The organism is Pelomonas sp. SE-A7, assembly GCF_030345705.1.
Classification (GTDB): domain Bacteria; phylum Pseudomonadota; class Gammaproteobacteria; order Burkholderiales; family Burkholderiaceae_C; genus JAUASW01.
In genome coordinates, this window is record NZ_JAUASW010000002.1 from 761,650 (window position 1) to 783,701 (window position 22,052).

The 22,052-nt window shown below is 68.9% G+C and carries 23 protein-coding genes and 1 riboswitch; of the genes, 12 read left to right on the top strand and 11 right to left on the bottom strand.

Annotated features, from left to right (window positions below; translation table 11 throughout):
* Positions 1-32 precede the first annotated feature (32 nt).
* Together QT382_RS17420 and QT382_RS17425 are read right to left on the bottom strand one after the other, a co-directional pair.
* Positions 33-899: an amidohydrolase family protein gene (locus tag QT382_RS17420; RefSeq protein WP_289255351.1), complete on the bottom strand. Its 867-nt coding sequence runs from the start codon at positions 897-899 to the stop codon at positions 33-35.
* Positions 896-1,753, bottom strand: coding sequence for a transposase (locus QT382_RS17425; protein WP_289255352.1), 858 nt, complete (start codon positions 1,751-1,753; stop codon positions 896-898). The genes QT382_RS17420 and QT382_RS17425 overlap by 4 nt, the downstream gene beginning before the upstream one ends.
* A gap of 107 nt (positions 1,754-1,860) precedes the next feature.
* Between QT382_RS17425 and QT382_RS17430 the strand changes: the two genes are divergently transcribed.
* The 7 genes from QT382_RS17430 to QT382_RS17460 are packed head-to-tail and all read left to right on the top strand — an operon-like array spanning position 1,861 to position 6,898.
* Entirely contained in the window at positions 1,861-2,775 is a 915-nt protein-coding gene (locus QT382_RS17430) for a DUF808 domain-containing protein (RefSeq protein ID WP_289255353.1), read from the top strand.
* 48 nt (positions 2,776-2,823) lie between these two features.
* Positions 2,824-4,383 (top strand): S10 family serine carboxypeptidase-like protein, encoded by a 1,560-nt coding sequence (locus tag QT382_RS17435; protein WP_289255354.1) that lies wholly within the window; start codon positions 2,824-2,826, stop codon positions 4,381-4,383.
* A gap of 17 nt (positions 4,384-4,400) precedes the next feature.
* Positions 4,401-4,769: an EF-hand domain-containing protein gene (locus tag QT382_RS17440; protein ID WP_289255355.1), complete on the top strand. Its 369-nt coding sequence runs from the start codon at positions 4,401-4,403 to the stop codon at positions 4,767-4,769.
* Positions 4,766-5,482, top strand: coding sequence for a hypothetical protein (locus QT382_RS17445; protein ID WP_289255356.1), 717 nt, complete (start codon positions 4,766-4,768; stop codon positions 5,480-5,482). The genes QT382_RS17440 and QT382_RS17445 overlap by 4 nt, the downstream gene beginning before the upstream one ends.
* Before the next feature lie 11 nt (positions 5,483-5,493).
* On the top strand, positions 5,494-5,733 hold the full coding sequence (locus QT382_RS17450) for a hypothetical protein (protein ID WP_289255357.1): 240 nt from the start codon (positions 5,494-5,496) through the stop codon (positions 5,731-5,733).
* A gap of 7 nt (positions 5,734-5,740) precedes the next feature.
* Positions 5,741-6,367 carry a UPF0149 family protein gene (locus QT382_RS17455; protein WP_289255358.1) on the top strand — a complete coding sequence of 209 codons (627 nt, stop codon included), beginning with the start codon at positions 5,741-5,743 and terminating at the stop codon, positions 6,365-6,367.
* Positions 6,368-6,370: 3 nt separating this feature from the next.
* The gene (locus QT382_RS17460) at positions 6,371-6,898 is read left to right on the top strand and encodes a YgjV family protein (RefSeq protein ID WP_289255359.1); all 528 of its coding nucleotides are present in this window, start codon (positions 6,371-6,373) and stop codon (positions 6,896-6,898) included.
* Here QT382_RS17460 and QT382_RS17465 read toward each other — a convergent pair.
* Positions 6,871-7,398 (bottom strand): AAA family ATPase, encoded by a 528-nt coding sequence (locus QT382_RS17465; RefSeq protein ID WP_289255360.1) that lies wholly within the window; start codon positions 7,396-7,398, stop codon positions 6,871-6,873. The genes QT382_RS17460 and QT382_RS17465 overlap by 28 nt on opposite strands.
* A gap of 5 nt (positions 7,399-7,403) precedes the next feature.
* Complete coding sequence (locus tag QT382_RS17470) at positions 7,404-10,067, bottom strand: S9 family peptidase (protein WP_289255361.1); 2,664 nt, start codon at positions 10,065-10,067, stop codon at positions 7,404-7,406.
* A 121-nt stretch (positions 10,068-10,188) separates the two neighbouring features.
* Here QT382_RS17470 and QT382_RS17475 point away from each other — a divergent pair, with 121 nt between their 5' ends.
* On the top strand, positions 10,189-10,485 hold the full coding sequence (locus tag QT382_RS17475; RefSeq protein WP_289255362.1) for a hypothetical protein: 297 nt from the start codon (positions 10,189-10,191) through the stop codon (positions 10,483-10,485).
* 12 nt (positions 10,486-10,497) lie between these two features.
* Here QT382_RS17475 and QT382_RS17480 read toward each other — a convergent pair whose 3' ends face one another.
* From QT382_RS17480 to QT382_RS17490, 3 genes are all read right to left on the bottom strand, one after another.
* On the bottom strand, positions 10,498-11,832 hold the full coding sequence (locus QT382_RS17480) for an HD-GYP domain-containing protein (RefSeq protein ID WP_289255363.1): 1,335 nt from the start codon (positions 11,830-11,832) through the stop codon (positions 10,498-10,500).
* Positions 11,833-11,903: 71 nt separating this feature from the next.
* Positions 11,904-13,223 carry an HD-GYP domain-containing protein gene (locus QT382_RS17485; protein ID WP_289255364.1) on the bottom strand — a complete coding sequence of 440 codons (1,320 nt, stop codon included), beginning with the start codon at positions 13,221-13,223 and terminating at the stop codon, positions 11,904-11,906.
* Between the two features lie 96 nt (positions 13,224-13,319).
* Complete coding sequence (locus tag QT382_RS17490; protein WP_289255365.1) at positions 13,320-13,532, bottom strand: heavy-metal-associated domain-containing protein; 213 nt, start codon at positions 13,530-13,532, stop codon at positions 13,320-13,322.
* A 50-nt stretch (positions 13,533-13,582) separates the two neighbouring features.
* On the opposite strand from QT382_RS17490, the gene QT382_RS17495 reads away from it, so the two are divergent.
* Positions 13,583-15,751, top strand: a complete 2,169-nt coding sequence (locus QT382_RS17495; protein WP_289255366.1) for a heavy metal translocating P-type ATPase — start codon at positions 13,583-13,585, stop codon at positions 15,749-15,751.
* Here the strand turns inward: QT382_RS17495 and QT382_RS17500 are convergent, their stop codons facing one another.
* Entirely contained in the window at positions 15,752-16,825 is a 1,074-nt protein-coding gene (locus QT382_RS17500) for a ChaN family lipoprotein (RefSeq protein WP_289255367.1), read from the bottom strand. It abuts the gene before it with no gap.
* A gap of 114 nt (positions 16,826-16,939) precedes the next feature.
* Between QT382_RS17500 and QT382_RS17505 the strand changes: the two genes are divergently transcribed.
* Together QT382_RS17505 and QT382_RS17510 are read left to right on the top strand one after the other, a co-directional pair.
* Positions 16,940-17,506, top strand: coding sequence for an NADPH-dependent FMN reductase (locus tag QT382_RS17505; RefSeq protein ID WP_289255368.1), 567 nt, complete (start codon positions 16,940-16,942; stop codon positions 17,504-17,506).
* On the top strand, positions 17,506-18,411 hold the full coding sequence (locus tag QT382_RS17510; protein WP_289255369.1) for a pirin family protein: 906 nt from the start codon (positions 17,506-17,508) through the stop codon (positions 18,409-18,411). Before QT382_RS17505 ends, QT382_RS17510 begins: the two co-directional genes overlap by 1 nt.
* Positions 18,412-18,418: 7 nt before the next feature.
* On the opposite strand, the gene QT382_RS17515 is transcribed toward QT382_RS17510, so the two are convergent.
* Together QT382_RS17515 and QT382_RS17520 are read right to left on the bottom strand one after the other, a co-directional pair.
* Positions 18,419-19,276, bottom strand: a complete 858-nt coding sequence (locus tag QT382_RS17515) for a pirin family protein (RefSeq protein ID WP_289255370.1) — start codon at positions 19,274-19,276, stop codon at positions 18,419-18,421.
* 31 nt (positions 19,277-19,307) lie between these two features.
* The gene (locus tag QT382_RS17520; protein WP_289255371.1) at positions 19,308-19,931 is read right to left on the bottom strand and encodes an FMN-dependent NADH-azoreductase; all 624 of its coding nucleotides are present in this window, start codon (positions 19,929-19,931) and stop codon (positions 19,308-19,310) included.
* A 192-nt stretch (positions 19,932-20,123) separates the two neighbouring features.
* On the opposite strand from QT382_RS17520, the gene QT382_RS17525 reads away from it, so the two are divergent.
* Positions 20,124-21,041 carry a LysR family transcriptional regulator gene (locus QT382_RS17525; protein WP_289255372.1) on the top strand — a complete coding sequence of 306 codons (918 nt, stop codon included), beginning with the start codon at positions 20,124-20,126 and terminating at the stop codon, positions 21,039-21,041.
* Positions 21,042-21,060: 19 nt separating this feature from the next.
* Here the strand turns inward: QT382_RS17525 and QT382_RS17530 are convergent, their stop codons facing one another.
* Positions 21,061-21,747 (bottom strand): energy transducer TonB, encoded by a 687-nt coding sequence (locus tag QT382_RS17530; protein ID WP_289255373.1) that lies wholly within the window; start codon positions 21,745-21,747, stop codon positions 21,061-21,063.
* A 125-nt stretch (positions 21,748-21,872) separates the two neighbouring features.
* Positions 21,873-22,000, top strand: a riboswitch (TPP riboswitch).
* Positions 22,001-22,052 lie beyond the last annotated feature (52 nt).

A 22,052-nucleotide genomic window follows, 5' to 3' on the forward strand; every position in this document is an offset into this window, starting at 1 on the left:
ACGATCTTGTCCACAGGCGCTGGGGACATCAATCAGGGCCGCTGGTCCAGGCCGAACAGCCGGGCGCCATTGCCCCAGGCGATGCGCCGGGCCGCCTCGGGCGGCAGATGGCCCAGCCAGCGCCGGTAGTCCTGCATCAGCGACTCGTACTGCGGCCAGCGGTCAAGCGACCAGGTATCGGAGCCGATCAGGAAGCGGTCGCTGTACTCGATCAGCAGCTCGCGCCATTCGGTACTGAGCTGACCGGCCGCGACCGTCAGGCCCGGCCGGTAGGACAGCTCGCCCATCAGCGCCGGATAGCGCTTGAGCAGTTCCCTCACCCGCGCCACCGGCGTGCCGCCAATGCCGGTGTGGGCCCAGATCAGCCGAGCCTGCGGCGCATGGGCCATCAGCTTGTCGATGGCCGGGTCGTCCACATGGGCCAGCACCCAGAGCCCGCGCTCGGCGCTGAGCTTCATCAGCGAACGGGCCACCGGCCCATCGGCATTGGCGCTGTCGTACAGATGGAATTCGCCGATGCCGCGGAAGGGCCCGGCCGCCGTGCCGCGCGTCAGCTCTTCCAGCACCATCTGGTGGATGCTGGCGTCGGCGAACCAGCCGGTGTAGTCGGCCCGGTTGCGGTACAGGCGCACGAAGGGCACGACGGTGATACCCGCCGCCCGCGCTTCAGCGCTGGCGGCCAGCTGATGGGTGCCGGCATTGGGCCGGCTGTTGGACAGCACGGCGCGCACGCCCGCGCGCTGCATGCGGGCCACCACGTCGGCCACCGGATGCGGGCCCTCGGCCGCCTCGACGTTGAAATGCATGTGGGCGTCGAACAGCGGCCCCGTGTAGGGCAGGCCTGCCCGGGCGGGACCCAGCAGCAGGAGCAGGAGAACGAGGCCTAGCAGCCGCCTCATGAAAGAGCGCGCTCGACGCCCTTGATCAGCCGGCTGACCCTCGACACCGACAGGCCCAGCTCGCCGGCCAGGGCCGTCATCGAGATGCCGCCCTCGGTGTGAGCGCGGTACAGGGCCTGCTCCCGCGAGCCGGTTTCGCCCAGCCATTGCGCATAGCTGCGCTGGCGGCCACGCGGCAGCTCGGCGCCGCGGCGGCGCTGGCGGGCCATGGCCTGCATGCGCTCGGCGAACTTGGCGTCGCCGAGGAAGATCTGCTGGCGCAGATGGCCGGGCCAGAGCTGCAGATCGGGCTCGCTGGAGAGCAGCCTGGCATAGCGCTCGGCGGCGCGCCGGTGGTCGGCGCCGGACAGCGCCGGCCGCTCGATCAGGTGGCTGTGCAGGCCGTCCACGTCCAGCCAGGCCGGTGGCTCGACCAGGCCCATGTGCGCCCGGCAGCTGGACCAGGCCCAGTCCGAGGCCTGGCGCACCAGGCCCAGGCGCTGCGGATTCAGCTCCACATAGCGGCAGGCGTCCAGCAGCAGGGCCTCGCGGTCCACCAGCACCGCCTTGAAGCGGCCCTGGAACAGATGGCCGGCCGTGCCGTGGCGCCGGTTGTAGCCCTGGGTGTAGACCCCGTTCACATGGCGCATCAGCCGCGACAGATTGGCCTGGCGCGTGAACAGCAGCAGGTGGTAGTGGTCGGGCAGCAGGCAGTAGGACAGCACCTGGGCGTCGAAGCGCTGCATGGCCTGGCCCAGCACGGCCAGCAGCGAAGCCCGGTCGGCGTCGTCGGCAAACACCGGCTGGCCGGCCTCGCTGCGCGAGCTGACGTGGTAAACCGCACCGGCAAATTCGATCCGCAAGGGCCTGGCCATGAGCCAAATTAGGCGAGTGCCCGGCAAAAGGCAAGGATTGACCCCCGGCGGAACGCGGGAAGGAATCGGGTACAAACGCGCCTCCAAGCCTGCCATCGGACCCAGAAATGCCTTCCAGCCTGCTAGCCCTGCTAGACGACATCGCCACCACGCTAGACGACGTGGCCCTGCTCTCCAAGGTCGCCGCCCAGAAGACCACCGGCGTGCTGGGCGACGACCTGGCGCTCAATGCCCAGCAGGTCACCGGCGTGGCCGCCGAGCGCGAGCTGCCCGTGGTCTGGGCCGTGGGCAAGGGCTCGATGATCAACAAGGCCATCCTGGTGCCGGCCGCGCTGGGCATCAGCGCCTGGGCGCCCTGGGCCGTGACGCCGCTGCTGATGATCGGCGGCGCCTATCTGTGCTTCGAGGGCTTCGAGAAGCTGGCCCACAAGTTCCTGCACAGCCCGGCGGACGACGAGGCCGAGCACCAGAAGCTGACCGAGGCCTTGAGCGATCCCAAGGTCGACCTGGTGGCCTTCGAGAAAGACAAGATCAAAGGCGCGGTCCGCACCGACTTCATCCTCTCGGCCGAGATCATCGCGATCACGCTGGGCACGGTGGCGACGGCCTCCTTCACCACGCAGGTGCTGGTGCTGAGCGGCATCGCCATCGTGATGACCATAGGCGTCTACGGCCTGGTGGCCGGCATCGTGAAGATCGACGACGCCGGCCTGTGGCTCAGCCGCAAGTCGGCTGCCTGGAAGCAGCGCCTGGGCCGTGGCCTGCTGGTGGCGGCGCCCTGGCTGATGAAGTTCCTGTCGGTGGCCGGCACTGCAGCCATGTTCCTGGTCGGCGGCGGCATCCTGAGTCACGGCGTGCCCTGGCTGCACCATGCGGTGGAGTCGCTGCAGGCGAGCATGGGCCCCTTGGGCTGGCTGGGCGGCCTGCTGGGCGACGGCCTGATCGGCGTGGTCGCCGGCGGCCTGGTGCTGGCGGGCGTGAACCTGGTCAGCCGCCTCCGTCCGGCAGCGCAGAAGGCCTAGAAGTACGGCTACAGTCGGTTCATCCCCGCCTCAACGAGCGCGCTGCGGATGAGAACACCGACCAGCATTCGAAGGCTCCGCGGACTGGCCGCGACTGCCCTGATCCTGCTGCTGCATGCCTGCGGAGGTGGTGGTGGCGGTTCGGGCGGCACGAGCACGCCGGCGCCGACCGCACCGGTCGACCCCGCGGTGCTGGTCGATCCCGTGGCCTATGCCATGGGCGCCACGGACTCCCTACCCACGGCCACCGAATCCGCTGCCATCACCCACCATCAGCTGAGCCTGAGCACCGGCAACCTGGTCTACACGGCCACGGTCGGCCACCTGAACGCGGGCGAGCCGAACGTGCGGGCCAGCATGTTCTACGTGGCCTACACGCTGGACAACGCGCCCGCCAACCGGCCCCTGGTCATCTTCTACAACGGCGGCCCGGGCTCGGCTTCGATGTGGCTGCACATGGGCTCCTACGGGCCGCAGCGCGTCGTCACCAACAACCCGACGACCAACATCCCGCTGCCCTACCAGGTGGTCGACAACGCCCAGACCCTGCTGGCCGTGGCCGACCTGGTCTTCGTCGATGCCATCGGTACGGGCTACTCACAGGCAGTGGCCCCGAACAACAACCGCAGCTTCTGGGGCGTCGATGCCGATGCCTCGATCTTTCGCGACTTCGTGCTGCGCTACGTACGCAAGAACCAGCGGGAGGCGGCGCCGCTGGTGCTGTTCGGCGAGTCCTATGGCGGCCTGCGCACGCCCATCCTGGCCAGCGCCCTGCTGAGCGCCGGCGCCAGGCTCAAGGCCGTGGTGCTGCATTCGGCCATCCTCAACTACAACAGCAACTGCGGCGTGCTCACGCCGGGCCGGCTCAGTTGCGGCCACTACGTTCCCAGCTATGCAGCCACGGCCGCCTGGTACCAGCGCTCTCGGCCGGTGCCCACCTCGCTGGCTCCGTTCGCGCAAGGCGTCATCGACTACATGGCCGGCACCGCCGAGCCGGCCATCGACCAGTACCTCCGGAACGCCTTGCCGCTGAGCAGCGCCGTCAACCAGCAGCTGGCGGACTACACCGGCCTGGCCGCAGCCGAATGGCAGGCCACGCCGCTGATGCGGCCCGAGCGCTACCGCCAGATCCTCAGCCCGCAGACCTTGCTGGGCCGCTACGACACGCGCGTGAGCGCCGCCGTCGGCTCGGCCCTGGCCAGCGAGGGCGACCCGTCGAGCACCGTCCTCAACACCGCCTTCCCGACAGCGCTGGCCGACCAGCTGCGCCAGCGCCTCAAATACCAGGCGGCCGTGGGTTACACCAGCTTCAACAGCACCGTCATCAACCTCTGGGACTGGCGGCATGACGGCCAGGAGCTGCCCGATTCCTTGCCCGATCTGAGCCTCGCCCTGATGCTGGAGCCGGCGCTGAAGATCCTGGTGATTGGCGGCTACCATGATGTGGCCACGCCGTTCTGGCTGACCGAGCTGGACTTGGCGCGGCTGCCACAGCGACCGCCCGGCTTGCAGCTGAAGCGCTACGTGGGTGGCCACATGACCTATCTGGACGATGCAGTGCGGCCGCAGATGGCGGGCGACCTGCAGGTGCTGCTCAGCAGCCTTTGAACAGGAGGGAGACTGCGATGAAGACCTGCCCCACCTTGCTGCTCGGCCCGCTGGCCGCCAGCGCGCAATCGCTGGCGCCAGCACCGCTGTCCGACCCCTGGCTGCCTCCCGCAGCTCGCTCCGCCTCCCTCGCCCCAGCCAAGCAAGGCGCGGCCTTGCAGGCCCAGGCGCAGGCCAAGCTGCTGAAGCAGTTCCAGGCCGCCGACAGCCTAGGCCGTCAGGCCCTGACCGTGGACGAGGCGCGCCGCGCCGGTTTCGGCTTCGCGGTCCGGAATTTCGAGCAGATCGACAGCGAGCGCCGCGGCGAGATCCGCATCCAGGACCTGCAGCGCTTCCTGGCTCTGCAGGCCGCCAGGGAGGCGGCCAAGCAGGAGATTCAGCGATGAGGAGGCTGCTGCTCGCCCTGCTGCTGGCCGCCGCTGCGGGCTCGGCCGCAGCAGATGCCTACGACTACGTGGTCACGCCCTACTTCGGCAGCAGCAAGCCGCTGGTGAGGCTGGGCTGGGGCGCGGCCGACAAGCGCAACGTCAGCGCCACCGGCCAGTCGCTGGCCGTGGGCATCGCACCGACCTCGTATTGGTATACCGAGGCCTGGGTCAGTTGGAACCGCGACAACGGCCGGGCCCTGTCCTACAACGGCTGGTACCTGACCAACCAGTTCGCACTCGGCAGCAGTGCCCGCAGCGACTGGGCGCTCTACACCAGCGTCTGGAAGCCCGACTTCATCAACTCGGGCTGGACCTGGACCGTCGGCCCGATGTTCCAGTACGCCGGCGACGGCTTCGACCTCAACCTGAACGTCTTCATCTACAAGTGGCTGCGACCGGGCCGCTACATCCCGGCCGAGCTGCAGTACCAGGCCCAGATCAAGACCCTGCTGGCCCCGGGTTGGGAATGGGGTGTGCAGGCGCTGGGCGAGCCCGGGCCGCTGTCCAACCCGCACCGCTTCGGCCTGCAGGAGCATCTGGTGGGGCCGGCGATCTTTGGCCACAAGCCCTATGCCGGCGGCAGCCTGCGCTGGGATGCGGGCCTGCTGCTGGGCCTCAACCAGGCCTCGCCACGGGCCCAACTGCGGGCCCAGATCGGCTACCAGTTCTAATACGGCCCATCATGAAGATCCACACCGTCGAAATCCAGAAGCTCAAGGCCGCTTCGAACTCGCTCAATGGCCAGGTCCTGTTCAAGGTCGATGCCCTGGTCTCGCCCAAGGAGCCGGTCGAGGGCATAGAGCCCAGCACGCTGCTGGTCATGACCGAGGCCAATGCCCGGGTGCTGATGCATCTGCTGAAGGCCCAGCTGGCCGAGTTCGACGCCAAGAAGCCCAAGAGCCGCCACGGCCGCCACGGCTGAGAACCCCATGGAATATCCACAATACCGCCCCCAGCAGTCCGACCGCCTGCCGCTCAGCGATGCCGAGCTGGACACCCTGGACGACCTGCTGACCCGCTTGCCCAGCGAAGCCGCGATGAACATCGAGGCGCTGGACGGCTATCTCTGCGCCCTGCTGCTGAGCCCCCAGGCCATCGAAGACCTGCCCGGCAGCGCCTGGCTTCCCGTGATCTGGGGTGGCGACGGCGAGGACGGCGTCAAGCCCTTCGCCAGCGGCAAGCAGAAGAAGCGCACCATCCTGCTGGTGCTGCGCCACCTGCATGCCATCGCCTGCCAACTGGCCGACAAGCCGGACCGCTGGGAACCGATCTTCAGCGTGGCCGACCAGGGCGAGACCGAGCTGGCCGATGCCGAGGAATGGTGCATAGGCTTTCTCACCGCCGTGGACCTGGCGGCCAATGCCTGGTCGCCGCTGTTCGACGATGTCGAGGCCGGCCTGCTGCTGGAGCCCATCGCCCAGCTGGGTGGCGACGAGGCACAGCTCAGCGAGCAGGAGCGCGAGGAACTGGCCGACCCGGCGATCCGCGACGCACTGAGCCGCTCGGCCGCCGAGGCCGTGCCCGAGCTGTTCGCCCGGCGCCGCGCCCCCTCCTGAACCATGGGGGAGTGGCTGAGCCCGGCCCAGTTGCTGGGCTACCTGGCCTTCGTCCTGGGCCTGGCCTGCTTCGCGCAGAAGGACGACCTGCGCTTCAAGCTCTTCATGGCCGGCGAATGCGCGGCCTATGCCCTGCACTTCCTGCTGCTGGGTGAGCCCACGGCCGTGGCCAGCACCCTGGTCTCGCTGGGCCGTTCACTGGCCTCGATCAAAAGCCGCTCGCCCTGGATCGCGCTGTTCTTCATCGCGCTGTCGGCCGGGCTCGGCGCCTGGCTCTACCAGGGCCCGCTCTCGCTGCTGCCTATCTGCGCCTCCATCATCGGCACCAGCGCCCTTTTCCTGCTGAAGGGGCTGCGGATGCGGCTGCTGATGCTGGTCGGCACCGGCCTGTGGGTGGCCAACAACCTGCTGGTCGGCTCCATAGGCGGCAGCCTGCTGGAGCTGACCCTGCTGGCCACCAACAGCTGGACGATCCTGCGGATGTGGAAGGCCGCGCGGGACGATCAGGCCGCGACGGCCTCGGCCAGATAAGGCTGCAGCTGGCGCAAGCGCTGCGCCACCGAGCCGCTCACACGCACGAAAGGCAGGCCGTAGTCCTGCAGCAGCTCCACGGCCCGCAGATGCTGGGCCGAGGTGAAGCCGGCATCGCGCCGGCAGCCGTCCTGGACGAAATCGAAGTCCGGCTCGCACAGCACGATCAGGTCGTACGGCCGGCGCGCCAACTGCACCAGCTCGGCCGGCGCACAGCCATGGTCGAGCTCGCAGTACACGAGGGTGGTCAGGGCCGAGGTGTCGCAGATCAGCCAGCCGGTGGCCCGGGCCGCGTACTGCTCCTCATGCTCGACCTGAACCTGGCCCACGCGTATCAGCTCCGCGACCGACAGCACGCCGCCGATCTCCTCCCAGCGGGCGCGGCCGTATTCCGGCACCCAGACCGTGCCCAGCTGCTCGGCCAGGGCGACGGCCAGCGTGGTCTTGCCGCTGGACTCGCCGCCCAGCAGGCAGAGACTTCTGACCGGCCTGGCGTTCATGGCCTTCACTGCGCCTTGCCGAGATGCTCGAGCCAGAAGCGCTCGTACTTGCGGTGCCAGCCCACGGCCTTGACCGCGCCGCCCATGCCGTGCTCGCCGTCCGGGTCGAGGTACAGGTCGACCAGGGCGTCCTTGCCGGTCAGCAGCAGCTCGCGGTAGACGTTGACCGTGTCCTGGTACAGCACGTTCGGATCCTGCATGCCATGGACCAGCATCAGCGGATGCTTGAGGTTCTTGGCCATCGGCAGCAACGAGTACTTGCGCAGATTGGGCTTGGTGCGATCGACCTTGCCGATCGTGCGGCCGCTGTACCAGCTGTTGTAGTTCTCCCATTCGGTCGGGCCGGCGCCGGCGATGCCGGCGGCGTACAGGTCGGGCTTGCTGTACATCAGGTACTGGGTCTGGAAGCCACCGAAGCTCCAGCCGTTCAGGCCCACGCGTGACCCATCGACGCCCAAGTTGGCGCTGATGTGCTTGTGCAGGTCTTCCAGGTCCTCGGCCTGCGGCAGGCCGACCTGCTCGAAGTTGGCGCCCGAGAAGCGGCGGCCGTAGTTCGAGTGGCCGCGCGTGTCCACGGCCACGGTCACATAGCCGTGCTTGGCAGCCATGTACATGCCGAACATGTAGCCGGTGGGCTGGAAGCTGTCGGTCTCCACCGTGTGGCGGTCGCCCAGCGGGCCGCCGTAGACGTAGACCACGGCCGGGCGCTTGTCGCTGGCCTGCCAGCCGGCCGGCTTGAACCAGTAGGCATGCAGGGTGTCGCCATGGCGGTTCTTGAAGCTGAATCGCTCGGGACGCATCACGTCCACCTTGGACCAGCTGGGGTCATGGCTGTCGGTCAATTGCTTGGCGGGCGCGCCGGCCTTGAGCAGCTTGAGCTCAGGACGCTGGGCCCAGTGGCCGGCCATGGCGGCAACCTGGCTGCCGTCATAGGAAGCCACGGCGCTGCGGTGGTAGTCCGGTGCGCTGCCCAGGGCCTGCATGCTGCCGTCCGCGAGGTTGACCTTGAACACGTTCATGGCCGCCAGGTCGTCCTTGTTGGCCAGCACCAGCATGCTCTTGCTGTCGGGCGAGAAGCCCAGCACCTGATGGGCCTCGAACTCGCCCTTGAGCAGGGGCTTCAGCTGCTTGCTGGCGACGTCGTAGCCATAGGGCTGGCGCCAGCCGGCCTCGTCCATCACGACGACCAGGGTCTGGCCGTCCGGCGTGAAGCGCGGGTTCAGCGAGCTGACCACCTCATGGCCCACGTCGCCGCGGCGCTCGATCACGACCTCGGGCCTGGCCTTCTCGTCGGCCTGGCCCAGATAGACCTTGAGCAGTTCCTTCTCGCGCTCCCAGGTGGCGAAGGTGTAGCGCTTGCCGTCCTTGCTCCAGACCACCGGGCTCAGCTCGAACCAGACGTCGCCGCCGGCATGCGTGAACACCGGCGTCGGCTGCTTGGTCGGCGTGGCCTCGCCCTGCGGCACGGCGCGGATGTAGATCGCGGTGGGCTGGACCATGCGCTTGTCGTCGGAGACCTCGCGGTCGACCTTCTTGGCCGTGGCGAAGCGCTCGCTGTAATTCATGATCTCGACCTGGCGGCCGGGCTTGGGTGCCGGCTTGCCTTCCTCGCCCAGCGGGGCCTGGGCGGTCAGCGCCATCCAGCGGCCGTCTTCGCTGATCACGGTGGACGAGATCTTGTACTTCTTGTCGGCATCGTCCGGATGGATCAGCTCGCGGTTCAGCACCTGCACGCCGCCGGCGGCGAAGCGCGAGCGCAGCACACGGCCTTCGTCCATGTAGACGAAGCCCTGGTCATCGGGGCTGTAGGCCACCATGCGCAGATTGCGCTGCGTGGCCAGCAGCGGCTGGATCTTTTCCGAACCGGCCTGCCAGCGGAACAAGGCGCCGCGGTACTGGAAGATCAGCTCGTCCTTCTCGTTGGCCCAGACGATCTGGCTGACGCCGGGGTAGAGGTCACTGGGCTTGAGCTTGTTCTTGGCCAGCTTCTTCTTCAGCTCGTCGCGCCATTCCCAGGCTTCCTTCTCCGTGGCCTTGGCGGCCGAGGCCGCTCCAGCAGCGGTCGGTGCCGAAGCGGCGGCCTCGGCCGGAGCCGGCTTGCCGGCGCGCTTGGCCGCCAGCGCCGCCATGGCGCGCTTCTCGGCATCGGCCTCGGCCTTGTCGGCCGCCTTCTGGGCGTCGTCCTTGGCCTTCTTGTCGGCGAATTCCTTCTTCAGCTCCTCGATGGCCGCCTTTTCCCATTGCTCGAGGTCGACCTTCTCGCCGCGCAGGTAGGCGGCATAGGCCTCTTCCTTGACCTGGCGTTCGGCGGTTTCGTCATTGCGCTGCTTGAGCTTCTTCTGGAAGCGCTCCAGGTCCTCGGGCGCGTCGTAGGCCGCCATCAGGGTCGGCGAAGTCAGACGCCAGGTCTTGCCCGTCTTGGTGTCGTGCACATGCAGGTCGGCACCTGGCTCGCGGAACGGCGCCCAGGCATAGGCCAGGTAGCGGCCGCTGCGGCTGAACTTGGCGTCGCGGGCGGCTTCGCCGCGGTAAGGCTCGGCGCGGAACAGCTGTTCCAGCGTCAGCGAGGGTGCGGCCACCGGGGCCGCCTGGGTCAGGGTCGCACCGGCAAAAGCAGCCGACAAGGCAAGGGCCAGGCAGCTGTTGGCCGCCAGAGTTCGTAGCTTCAAGGGGGAATCTCCTTCCGACTGCCCCGGTTCAGGGCAGGGCGCATTGTAGAAAGCCCCCGCTTTTCATCCGTGCGTCATACGCGCAGATGCGCGACACTCGCGATCAGCGCCGTCAATCCCCATGTTGCCCAAGCCCTTGGCCGCCCTCGGCCTGATCATCTGCCTGCTGATCGCCCTGCACATGATGCTGGGCCCGGCGCAGCGTGCCCGGGTCGATGACTGGCTGCGTGGCCTGCGCGTACGCATTCACCAGCTGCTGGATTTCAGCGGTCGCCGCCGGGATGCCCGCCGGGCGCGAGCCGAGACCGAATCGCTGATACGCCGCGTCAAGGCCAGCAATCCGCTGCCCGAGGGCGAATGGGAAGGCAACGTCTACCGGCCCAAGTCCTTCGAGCCCGACAAGCGCAAGCTGCACTGAGCCGTACCGCGCTCAGGCCGCCTGGGCCAGGTCGCCCTCTCTGGTCTCGCCACGCAGTCGCTGCACCCAGGCCTTGACCACCTGCAACTCGGAATCGGTCAGCAGGCCGGCGCGCAACAGGGCCTCGCGCTCAAGCTCTCGCAGCCGCCAGCCGAATTCCCCGATCAGCGCCGCCAGCTCCTGCTTGAGCTCCGGATCGTCGCCCAGCTCCTGTTCGCGTTGCAGGTCGTCGGGACGCAGCGAATTGAGGCCGCTGGAATAGAACGAGGCCTGAATGCGCAGCATGCGCCTCAGGCCCTGCTGCAGCACCTCGCGCAGGGCCGGGCCGCTGTCGGCGATCTGGCGGTCCAGCCAGGCCCGCAGGGTCTCGAACCGCTCCAGCGTCGCGGTCACGCGCTGGAACTGCGGCTGCATCGAGGCCAGCGGCTGCAGCGATTGCAACCAGGCATCCATCTCGCCGCTGTTGCGTGCCGCGGCGTTGATCGCCTCCAGCAGGCTGGGACTGAACTCGCCCGGAATCAGCTTGCTGGCCACGCTGGCACGGGCGAGCGCGCCGCCGCCCGATTCGATCAGGGCCATCAGCCACTCGGACACGGCCAGGATCTGTCCATCGAGCGGCACCTGGTCCTCGACCAGTCCCCGCGGATAGCCGAAGCCGTCCAGCCGCTCATGGTGGTTCAGCACCGCCTCGGCCACGGCGGCCCCGGCACCCGGCAAGGCCAGCAGCACGCGATGCCCGATCACCGGATGGCTGACGATGTGCCGCCATTGCTCGGGCTCCAGGTCGCGGCCACGTTCCAGGTAGCTGGGGTCGATGTAGAGCTCGCCCACGTCATGCAAGAGGCCGGCCAGGGCCAACTGGCGATGCCGGTCGATCTGATCCGGCAGCAGGCGACGAGCCAGGGCCAAGGTCAACATGGCAACGCCGACGCTGTGGGAGAGCCGGTCGCCCTGGTAGCCGGCATAGACCGTCAGCAGCGACTGCACCTGCATGCTCAAGCGAAGTGTGGACAGCGTGGCCGACACCGGCTGGGCGCGCTGGTGCGAGCACAGGGTCTTGAGCAGTGGATGCTCGTCCTGCAGCTTCTCGGCCAGCGGGCCGAACAGCTCGGGCACCACGCCGTCTATGACCTGCACGCAGTCTTCCAGCGGCTTCGACAACTTGTGGGCCAGCAGCCGGTCGCGGGTGCTTTCGTCGATGGCCGCACCCTTGGCCAGCAGCTTGATGCCCTGGGCGCTGTAAATGTCTTCGCTGGTCTGGACCTGGCGGGTCGCGGCGGTCGCGACGACGTGATTGAAGAAATGCGGATTGACCGATTCGACACCGGTCGAGCCTGACGCGGACATGGGCTGCTACTCCTTGACCCTGAGCGGCCGTCATTGTTTGCCGACAAGCCTGACACCAGGCTTGTTGGAAATCAAGCCAGGGCGCCGTCCTTCACCGCGGCAATCAGGTCCGCCACCATCAGGCGGTCGCTCTCGCTCAGTGCGGCCGAGCGCAGTTGCAGCTCCCGCTCCAGTTCCTTCATGCGCCAGTGGAATTCACGCAACAGGGCGAGCACTTCCAGGTGGACCTCGCCTTCTTCGGCCACGAGCTCCTGGACCAGGGCCTCGGGATGGTCGGCATCCAGCCCGGCGCTGCTGAAGGCCGACTGCAGCTGCAGCATGCGCTGCAGGCACAGGTCCAGCAGGCTGCGCAGGTCGGGGCTGGCGCCAATGGCCCTGGCCCGCAGCTGCGCCCTCGATGAGCGGAAACGGGCCAGCAGCTCGGCCACCCGCAGCGCGCGCGGCAAGGCATCGGCCAGGCCGCGGTCCTGGTCCAGCACGTGGTCGGGGCCCTCGCAGTCCCGCGCCGCCTGGCGCAGCGCGCCGAAGATCTGCTCGCTGAACTCACCGGGAATCAGCTTGCTGGCGACGCTGCTCTGCGTGATAGGCAGGCTGCCGGCATCGACCAGTCCCATCAGCCATTCGGCCGAGGCCAGGATCTGGGCCGACAAGCTGAAGTCGCGACCGGCCAGGCCGCGCGGATAGCCGAAGCCGTCCAGCCGTTCGTGGTGGCACAGCACCAGCTCGGCGAGCTGGGGCCCGGCGCCTTCCATGCCGGCCAGCACCCGCTGGCCAATGACCGGATGGCTGACGATGTGCCGCCACTTTTCGGCGGTGAGCGGCCCCTCGCGGCTCAGGACCGCGGGCGCCAGGTAGAGCTCGCCAACGTCGTGCAGCAGGCCTGCCAGGCCCAGCACGCGGTGGGCGTCCACATCGCCGGGCAGGAGGCGCCGGCCCAGGGCCTTGGCGATCAGTGCCACGCCGACCGCATGGCTCAGGCGCCCGCCGGGCTGGTCGGCATAGACGGTCAGCAGCGAGCGCACAGGTCCGCTGAGCTTGAGCTTGGCGAGCGATTGCTCGACCGGCAGCGCACGTTCGTGAGACGCCAGCGCACGAAGCAGAGGATGCTTGTCCATCAGCTGCTCGGCCGCAGCAGCAATCTGCTCGGAAGACACGCCATCGGCCATGCCCAGGCAGTCTTCGAGCGGCCGGCTCAGCTTGTGGGCCAGCAGGCGTTCGTGGATGCAGCCGTCGACCTGCGTCCCCTTGGCCAAAAGCTTGACGCCGCTACCGCTGATGATGTCTTCGGTCACCTCGACCTGATGGGCCGCCGCGCTGGCAACCAGGTGCTCGAGGTAGTGCGGGTTGACCGCGCCGACGGCGTCCGCGGATTCGACGGCTGTTGTTGTCATTGCTGCCTGACTGCTGACTGCTTGCCGAGGGCCCGGTCCCGGGGAGGGTCGGGCCATTGTGGCGAGCGGACCAGGCGGCGTCCAGCCGCTTTTCCCTCAGGCGTGGGAAGGCGGGTAGCCGGCCTCCGTGAGCGCCGCGGCCAGCTCGGTGCGCGATTTGCTGCTGCCCTCGACCTGCAGGTGCCGACCCTCGCGGTCGAAGTTCAGCCGTGCGGCCGCGTCCAGCTCATGGATCGCCTCGGTGATGGCCGCCACGCAATGGCCGCAGCTCATGTCGGGCAGGTGGAAATTCTGGACATCGCTCCCCATTTGTCACTCCTCAAACCAGGTCTATCAGCCGCAGCTTATCCTCACGCGCCATGAGCAGCAGCCGTCCCCAGCAATGGACCCTCGCCGTCGAGGGCATGTCTTGCGCGTCCTGCGTAGGTCGGGTCGAAAAGGCCTTGCTCAAGGTGCCCGGCGTGGCCGAGGCCGAGGTCAATCTGGCCACCGAGACCGCCACGGTCCAGGGCCGGTCCGGTCTGCAGATCGCCCAGCTGTTGGCGGCGATCAGCAAGGCCGGCTACCAGGCCCGTCTGGCCGAGGAGCCGCAGCGGCAGAGGGACTGGTCGTCCAGCGGCTGGCCGGTGCTGCTCGCCACCCTGCTGTCGGCGCCGCTGGTCCTGCCCATGCTCGGCCTGCTGGTCGACAAGCACTGGATGCTGCCGGGCTGGTTGCAGCTGCTGCTGGCCACGCCAGTGCAGTTCTGGCTGGGCGCGCGCTTCTACCGCCACGGCTGGTCGGCACTGCGCGCCGGCAGCGGCAATATGGACCTGCTGGTCGCCCTGGGAACCAGCGCCGCTTTCGGGCTCAGCCTCTACCTGCTGGCGCGCGGCGAGGTGCATGGCCTGTACTTCGAATCGGCCGCCGTCGTCATCACCCTGGTGCTGCTGGGCAAGTGGCTGGAAGCCCGGGCCAAGCGCCAGACCACCGAGGCGATTCGCGCCCTCAAGCAGTTGCGCCCAGAAACCGCTCGCGTGCTGCGCGAGGGGGCCGAACAGACCCTGCCGATCTCGGCCCTTCGCCTGGGCGACGAGGTGCTGGTGCGGCCCGGCGAACGCATCCCGGTGGACGGCGAGGTGCTGGAGGGCGACAGCCAGGTCGATGAATCGCTGATCACCGGCGAAAGCCTGCCGGTGGCCAAGCATGCCGGCAGCAAGGTCGTGGGCGGAGCAGTCAATGGCGAGGGCCAGCTGCGCTTGCGGACCATGGCGCTGGGCGCTGAATCGACGCTGTCGCGCATCGTGCGACTGGTCGAATCGGCGCAGGCCAAGAAGGCGCCGATCCAGCGCCTGGTGGACAAGGTCAGCAGCGTCTTCGTGCCGGTGGTCGTGTTCGTCGCCCTGGTGACCCTGGTCGGCTGGGGCCTCGCCAGCGGTGACTGGCAGGACGCCCTGCTCAAGGCCGTGGCCGTGCTGGTGATCGCCTGCCCTTGCGCCCTGGGACTGGCCACGCCCACGGCCATCATGGCCGGCACCGGCGTGGCGGCGCGGCACGGCATCCTGGTCAAGGACGCCGAGGCGCTGGAGCTGGCCGCCAGGCTGGAGCTGGTCGCCTTCGACAAGACCGGCACCCTGACCCTGGGCCAGCCCCGGCTGCGCGAGCTCCGGCCTGCACCCGGCGAAAAGGCCGAACCCCTGCTGCTGCTGGCCGCAGCCTTGCAGTCAGGCAGCGAACACCCGCTGGCGCGGGCCGTGCTCGAAGCGGCCGAGGGCCAGGTCTTGCCAGCCACGCGCGCGCTACGGGCCGTGCCAGGCCGCGGCGTGACGGCCGAACTGCCCGAGCAGGACCTCAGCCTGCACCTGGGCTCGGGTCGCTACATGGCCGAACTCGGCATTGCACTGGATCCGCTGCTGACCCAGGCCCAGGCGCGGCAGGCCGAGGGCGCCACCGTGTCCTGGCTGGCCCAGACCGCTCCGCAGCCGCGCCTGCTTGCGATGCTGGCCTTTGCCGACGAGCTCAAGCCGGCGGCGGCCGCCGCGGTCCAGGCCCTGCGGGAGCAAGGCCTGCGCAGCGTGATGCTGAGCGGCGACAACCGCGGCAGTGCCGGAGCGGTTGCGGCGAAGCTGGGCATCGACGAGGTGCGCGCCGAGGTGCTGCCGGCCGACAAGGCCCGCATCGTGGTCGAGCTGCGCGAGGGCGGCCGGCACGTGGCCATGGTGGGCGACGGCATCAACGACGCGCCGGCCCTGGCCGCGGCCGACGTGGGCATGGCGATGGCCACCGGCACCGACGTGGCCATGCAGGTGGCGGGCATCACCCTGATGCGCGGCGACCCGGCCCTGGTACCGCAGGCGATCGCGCTGTCGCGCGCTACCGTGCGCAAGATCCACCAGAACCTGTTCTGGGCCTTCGTCTACAACGTGGTCGGCATTCCGCTGGCCGCGCTGGGCTTGCTGAGCCCGGTGATCGCCGGCGCGGCCATGGCTTTCTCCAGCGTCTGTGTGGTCGGTAACGCCTTGCTGCTCAAGCGCTGGCGTCCGGATTGATCAGGAACCGCTCTGGTACTTGCAGGGACTGGCCGTGCGCCGGGCCATGATCTTGCGGACAAACGCGCTCTGGTCCTCACCCTCGACGAAGGAAGGCGGGTTGGGATAGACCAGCTGCAGCACCGTGCCCTCCTTCAGCGCCGAAGCGGCGACCGAAGGCGCCTTGGCATCGACCACTTCCTGCGGATCGATGACGGCGATCTTCAGCTCCGGCAATCGGCGCTTGAGCCGCTCCACCGTGCCCAGGAAGGCGGCCGAATGGAAGTTGCCGTCCAGGTGCAGGACTTTGTGGCCGGGCCTGGCCTTGATCGCCGCCGCGATGGCCTCGGCCATGGTCTCGTCGCGCGCCACCTGGGCCGCATAGCTGCGCTCGGCGCGCAGCTTGGCCGCGTCCGACATCGCGGCACCGCCGCCATGCGTGGCCGCGCCGGCCTGGAAGCGCATGTACTTGTCGCGGTAGGCACCCGGACCCAAGTCCAGCTCGCGCGCCACCCAGCTGCGCTCCTCCGGCGTGAACTTCTCCATCACCTCGGTACCCTGCTGGCCTATGCAGGAGATGGCCCAGGTCGGTGCCTCGGCCGCCACCACGGGCAGGCCGTGGTCCTTGGCGAACTGCAGCAGCGGCCGGTACGAGGGCCGGTAGTTGTCCCAGGCGCGGCCGTTCTCGACCAGGGCGTTCTCGCCGACCTTGCCGGCCAGGTAGTCGTCGACCACGCCCTGCACATCGCGCTCGAACTGTTCCATGGACAGGATCCAGGCCGGGTGGATGGCCTGCAGCGCGCGCAGCAGACGCTGCTGCTGCAGATGGACGCCGGGGTGGCGGTGGTGCTCGCCGAAGAACACGACGTCGTAGCCGGCCAGGCGCCGGGCCAGTTCGTCGGCGTCTATCAGCCGGGGCTCGGCCTTGCCACCGTCGCTCCAGACGAAGGCCGTGTCGTAGAAGTCCTGCAGCGGCTGCCTGAGCAGCAGGCGCTCGCCTTCCTTGACCAGGACCTGGGGCGGCTCGGCCGCGCCGGAAGAGGCCATCGCCAGGGCCAAGGACAGGACGGAAATCAATCGGCGGTGAATGGGCATGAAGGCTTCCTTGCACAGTTCGCCCCGGCAAGACCCTGAGGCCTGCGGGCCCAGCGATTGCAGCACAGCCACATGCTGATAATCGACGCCAATCGCCCGAACCCGAACCGATCCATGAGCCTCCAACTGATCGCCCTGTCCGGCAGCCTGCGCGCCGCTTCCTTCAACACCGCCTTGCTGCGCGCCGCCGCCGGACTCTGCCCGGAAGGCGTCAGCCTGCAGGTCCACACGCTGCACGGCATCCCGCTGTACGACGGCGACGTGGAAGCGCAAGGCGTGCCGGCTCCGGTCGAAGCGCTGCGTGCCGCGATCCAGGCGGCCGATGGCCTGCTGATCGGCACGCCCGAATACAACAACTCCATTCCCGGTGTCTTGAAGAACGGCCTGGACTGGCTCTCGCGCCCGCCGGCCGCCGGCAAGGCCACCTTCGCCGGCAAGCCCACGGCCATGCTGGGCGCCAGCCAGGGCGGCTTCGGCAGCCTGCAGTCGCAGGATGCGCTGCTCAGCGTGATGCGGGCCTTTGCGGTCGAGTTCTGGATGGGCGGCCGGCTGACGGTCTCGCGGGTCCAGACCCTGTTCGACGCACAGGGTCAGCTGCAGGACGAGGCGCTGCGCGAGCAGCTGCGTGGCTTCATGGCCGGCTTCGCCACCCATGTGAAGCGGGTCAAGGGAGTGGCCTGATGGCCCAGCTCGAACTGCTGGACGCGCACCAGAGCCAGGTCGGCGGCCTGCCAATACGCCGCGCCCTGCCGCATCCGGGCCGGCGCCGCGTCGGGGCCTGGTGCTTCCTGGACCATGCAGGCCCGGCCCACCTGCATCCGCCCGGCATGCGCGTGGGCCCGCATCCGCATACCGGGCTGCAGACCTTCAGCTGGCTGATCGAGGGCGAGATCCTGCATCGCGACAGCCTGGGTAGCGAGCAGGTGCTGCGCCCCGGCCAGGTCAATCTGATGACGGCCGGTCGCGGCATCTGCCATTCGGAGGAATCGCTGTCCGACCGGCTGCAGCTGGCCCAGCTGTGGATCGCCCTGCCCGAGTCGCAGCGTCATTGCGCACCGGCCTTCGAGCATTTCCCGCGCTTGCCGCAATGGAGCGACGGCGGCTTCCACCTGACCCTGCTGGTCGGCAGCCTGGACAGTGCCCACGAGGGCCACCAGCAGTCGCCCGTGCCCAGCCACACGCCGCTGCTGGGCGTGGACCTGGCCTGCTCGGCCGCCTCGCGCCTGATGCTGCCGCTGACCCGCAGCCATGAGCATGGGCTGATGGTGCTGGAGGGCGAGCTGGAGATCCAGGTCGATGGCCAGGAAGAGCGGCTCCAGCCCGGCCGCCTGCTCTATGTGCCGGTCGGTGCCAAGCAGCTGCTGATACGCAGCGAGGGCCGGGCCCGGCTGCTGCTGCTGGGGGGCGAGCCGCTGGATGAGCAGATCCTGTTGTGGTGGAACTTCGTAGGCCGCACGCAGGACGAGATCCGCCAGTGGTCGGAGCAATGGAATGCCGGCACCGGGCCTTTCGGCGCGGTGCACGGCTATGAGGGCGAGCGACTGCTGGCCCCGGATGCCAGCGCGCTGAAGATGCGCGCCAGCTGAAGCCGGCTCAGGCCAGCCGGCCTTCCTGGAAGTCGCGCACCGCCTGGAACAGCTCGGCCTGCGTGTTCATCACGAAGGGGCCGTACTGGGCGATGGGCTCGTTCAGCGGCTGGCCCGCGATCAGGATCACGCGCGCACCCTCGCTGCCGGCTTGCAGCACCACGCCGTCGCTGCCCGCCTTGTTGGCCAGGATGGCCATGCGCTGCTGCGGCACCTGGGTCTCGACTATGCTGACCTCACCGCGGTAGACATAGACGAAGGCGTTGTGCGCCGTCGGCAGCACCTGCTCGAAGCGGGCGCCGGCCGGCAGGTGCAGGTCCAGGTACAGCGGTGCGGTGTGCTCGCGCTGCACCGCACCGGCCAGGCCATGGCTTTCGCCGGCGATCACGCGCAGGGTCACGCCCTCGGCCGTCGTGGTCTCGGGGATCTCGCCGGTCGGGATGTCGCGGTACCAGGGCTCGCGCATCTTGTCCTTGCCCGGCAGGTTGAGCCAGAGCTGGAAGCCTTCCATGCGGCCTTGCTGCTGCTCGGGCAGCTCGGAATGGATCACGCCGCGGCCGGCCGTCATCCACTGCACGCCGCCCGGGCCCAGCAGGCCTTCGTTGCCGGCCGAGTCGCGGTGGCGCATGCGGCCCTCGAGCATGTAGGTCACGGTCTCGAAGCCGCGGTGCGGATGGTCGGGGAAGCCGGCGATGTAGTCGTCGGCCTGGTCCGAGCCGAAGGCATCCAGCATCAGGAAGGGATCCAGACGCCGCTGCAGCTGATGGGTCAGCACCCGGGTCAGCTTGACACCGGCGCCATCGCTGGTGGGCTGGCCCGCGATCAGGCGCTCCACGGGGCGGGCTTGGGTGACGGTGGCAGTCATGGTCGGATCTCCTTCTTGCTTCAATGCAGGATTAGACAGTGGCGGTTTCGGTGATGGCGGCGATCTGCGCACGGGCGGCGGCCACGCCGGCGGCTTCGGCTTCCGGGCCCATGTTCAGGCCTTCGGCGAACACGAATTCCACGTCGGTGATGCCCAGGAAGGCCAGCACCGTGCGCAGATAGGGCGTCACGCCGTCGGTCGGCAGGTCGCGGTGCACGCCGCCGCGGGTGGTCACCACATAGGCCTTCTTGTTCTTCAAGAGGCCGACCGGACCGGTGGCGGTGTAGCTGAAGGTGACGCCGGCGCGGGCAATCGCGTCGATCCAGTTCTTCAGCTGCGAGCTGACGCCGAAATTGATCATCGGCGCGCCAATGACGATGGCGTCGGCCGCCTGCACTTCGGCGATCAGCGCGTCGTTCAGGGCCACGCGGGCCTGCTGCTCGGGGCTGCGGGCGTCAAGCGGGGTGAACAGGGCGCCCAGGGCGGCCTCGTCCATGGCGGGCAGCGGCGTGGCGGCCAGTTCGTGGACCGTCAGCGAGCCCTGGCCGTCGCGGGCCTTCAGGGCGGCCGTCAGTTCATCGGCCAGGCGGGTCGACCAGGAACCCTGTCCGTCTTGCACGCGGCGGGCGCTGGAGTTGATTTGCAGGATGTTCATGTGGTGCTCCGGTTGGGGGTATTCGTCATTCAACTTGACGATGGAGCAACTTTATTGGGAGCATTGGTGGGACAGAAGACGTTGAAATGCATTTGACTGTTCCATAGGTAGAACAATGAACGAAGCGCCGGACCGCCCCAAGCAAGTTCGCTCCCGCCTGGCGGGACAGGCCGCAGGCCGAAGGGTGCCCCAATGAGCCTTGATGCCGATGACCTGCTGCTATTTGCCAGGGTGATGGAGGCCGGCAGCTTCAGCCGCGCCGCCGAGCGGGTGCAGCTGCCCAAATCCACCGTTTCGCGCCGCATCGCGGCGCTGGAGCAGCGCCTGGGCGAGAAGCTGCTGCAGCGCAGCACCCGCCGCCTGGTGCTGACCGATTTCGGCCAAGGGGTGCTGGAGCATGCGCGGGCGCTGGCAGCCGAGGTCGATGGCGCCCTGGCCCTGGCCCTGCACCGCCAGAGCAAGCCCACCGGGCGGCTCAGGGTCAGCATGCCGGCCGACATGGCCCAGCAGGTGCTGCGCCAGATGCTGATCCGCTTCACGCTGGACTATCCCGAGGTGCAGCTGGAGCTGGACCTGTCGCCGCGCCGGGTCGACCTGATTGCCGAGGGCTTCGACCTGGCCGTGCGCATGGGCAGCCTGGATGCCGACAGCCAGCTCGCCGCGCGACGCATGACGACCCTGAGCGTGGGCCTCTATGCCTCGCCCGACTACCTGCAGCGCCATGGCCATCCGCTGCGGCCCGAGGCGCTGGAGAGCATGCACGGCCTGATGATCCTCAGCCGCCATGGCGAGGCCGTGCCCTGGAAGCTGCGCCGCAGCGAGCCCGAACTCGAGGAACTGCAGGCGTTGCCGGCCCAGCGAACGCTGATCAACGCACCGGATTCACTGCTGCTGCTGGCCTGCGCCGGTGTCGGCATCACAGCCGTGGGCGACCACTACGCCCGCGAGTACGTCGAACGCGGCGAACTGGTGCGCGTGCTGCCGACCTGGTGCCTGCCGCCAGTGGAATGCTGGGCCGTGTTCCCCGAGCGCAAGCTGATGCCGCTGCGCACGCGGGTGTTCCTCGAAGCGATGGCGCTGACGCTGTCGCGCTGCCCGGCTGCGGCCTGAGCTGCGGTCTTGGCTGCGGCTATTGAGCCGTACTGAAGCCGATCTCGACCGTGGCCTCGCGGGCCGCCGGAATCGGCGCAAAGCGCCATTGGTTCACCGCTTCCAGCGCGGCGCTGGAGAGCTTGCGGTGCGAGGTCTTCAGCACTTCCAGATTGCTGACCGTGCCATTGGGCTGGACCATGAAGCGCACCAGCACCGCACCGCTGCTGACGGTGCTCATCAGCTGGCGCGGGAACTCCGGCTCCACGCGGTGGACCAGGCGCAGGTCGGCTTCGACGACCGGCGCGGGTTCGGGTTCTGGAGCCGGCGGAGGCTCGGAGCGCGCGACGATGGCGGCCGGCGCGGGCGGAGCAGCCGTCTCGGGCACGCGGCTCGCTGAACTCATCGAGGTATCGGCCACGGCCAGCAGGGTCGGCGGCGTTTCGGCGGGGGCCGCGTCGGCCTGGATCTTGGGCGCAAGGGCCGGCTTGGGCGCAGCGACGGCGGCAGTCCTGACCGGGGCCGGCTTGGGGGCCGCGGCCACCGGCTTGGGCGCCGGCTTGTCGGCGCTCAGGCGTATCCAGTGGAAGACCTTGTCGGCATCGCGCTGGGCCCGCTCGGCCGGCGTCAGGGCCGGCTTGGAAGCGGCGGCCGCTGGCGGCGTCTGCGACCAGGCCGGCAGGGCGCAGGCCAGCATCATGGCAGTTAGCAGTCGATGATGTTTCAAGCGGCCCTCCCCTGACCTGGCGGTGCGCACCGATTCTGGGCAGGCCACCCAAAGGTCATGCGCGGGTTTGTCCCGAGGCTTGGCGCGCATCCGTGAAGTCCTGCGCGGACCGCTGGCTATACTGGCCGCTCGCTCCGGGGTGCCCTGCCGGTTTCAATCTGAAACCGGCGTCGGGCTGAGATGTGGCCAAAGCCATGGACCCGCTGAACTTGATCCGGCCCGTACCGGCGTAAGAAGAGCCTGCCATCCGTCTGCCTCACGGCCCTCAGCCGTGCTGCGTCGCTCGCCGGGCCCTGAACCGCCCG